Here is a 242-nt window from a genome sequence, read left to right on the forward strand (position 1 = left end):
GAACAACTTGTTTTCCCATTCTATTTGCAATAGCAGGGATGTCATGATTATTATCTGATGGATTCAGCAAATAAGAGGCAAGCAGCATATCAAACGTAATTCCTTTTATGTGAATCCCATTTCGAAGGAGTGTTACTAGTGTCTTTTTCGCATCAAAGACTGCTTTCTTTTTACTACTGTCTTCTAACCATGTTTTAAATGCTTCTGAAGATAAAGCAATTTCTGTTGGGATAAAGTAGGCT

The 242-nt window shown here is 35.5% G+C and carries 1 protein-coding gene; it reads right to left on the minus strand.

What is annotated here, in order from left to right; all coding sequences use genetic code 11:
- Window positions 1–242: 3'-5' exonuclease family protein (locus RG959_RS24795; RefSeq protein ID WP_342799363.1), on the minus strand; the 242-nt coding region annotated here is incomplete at both ends.

It is taken from the genome of Domibacillus sp. 8LH (assembly GCF_038806185.1).
Lineage (GTDB): Bacteria > Bacillota > Bacilli > Bacillales > Domibacillaceae > Domibacillus > Domibacillus indicus_A.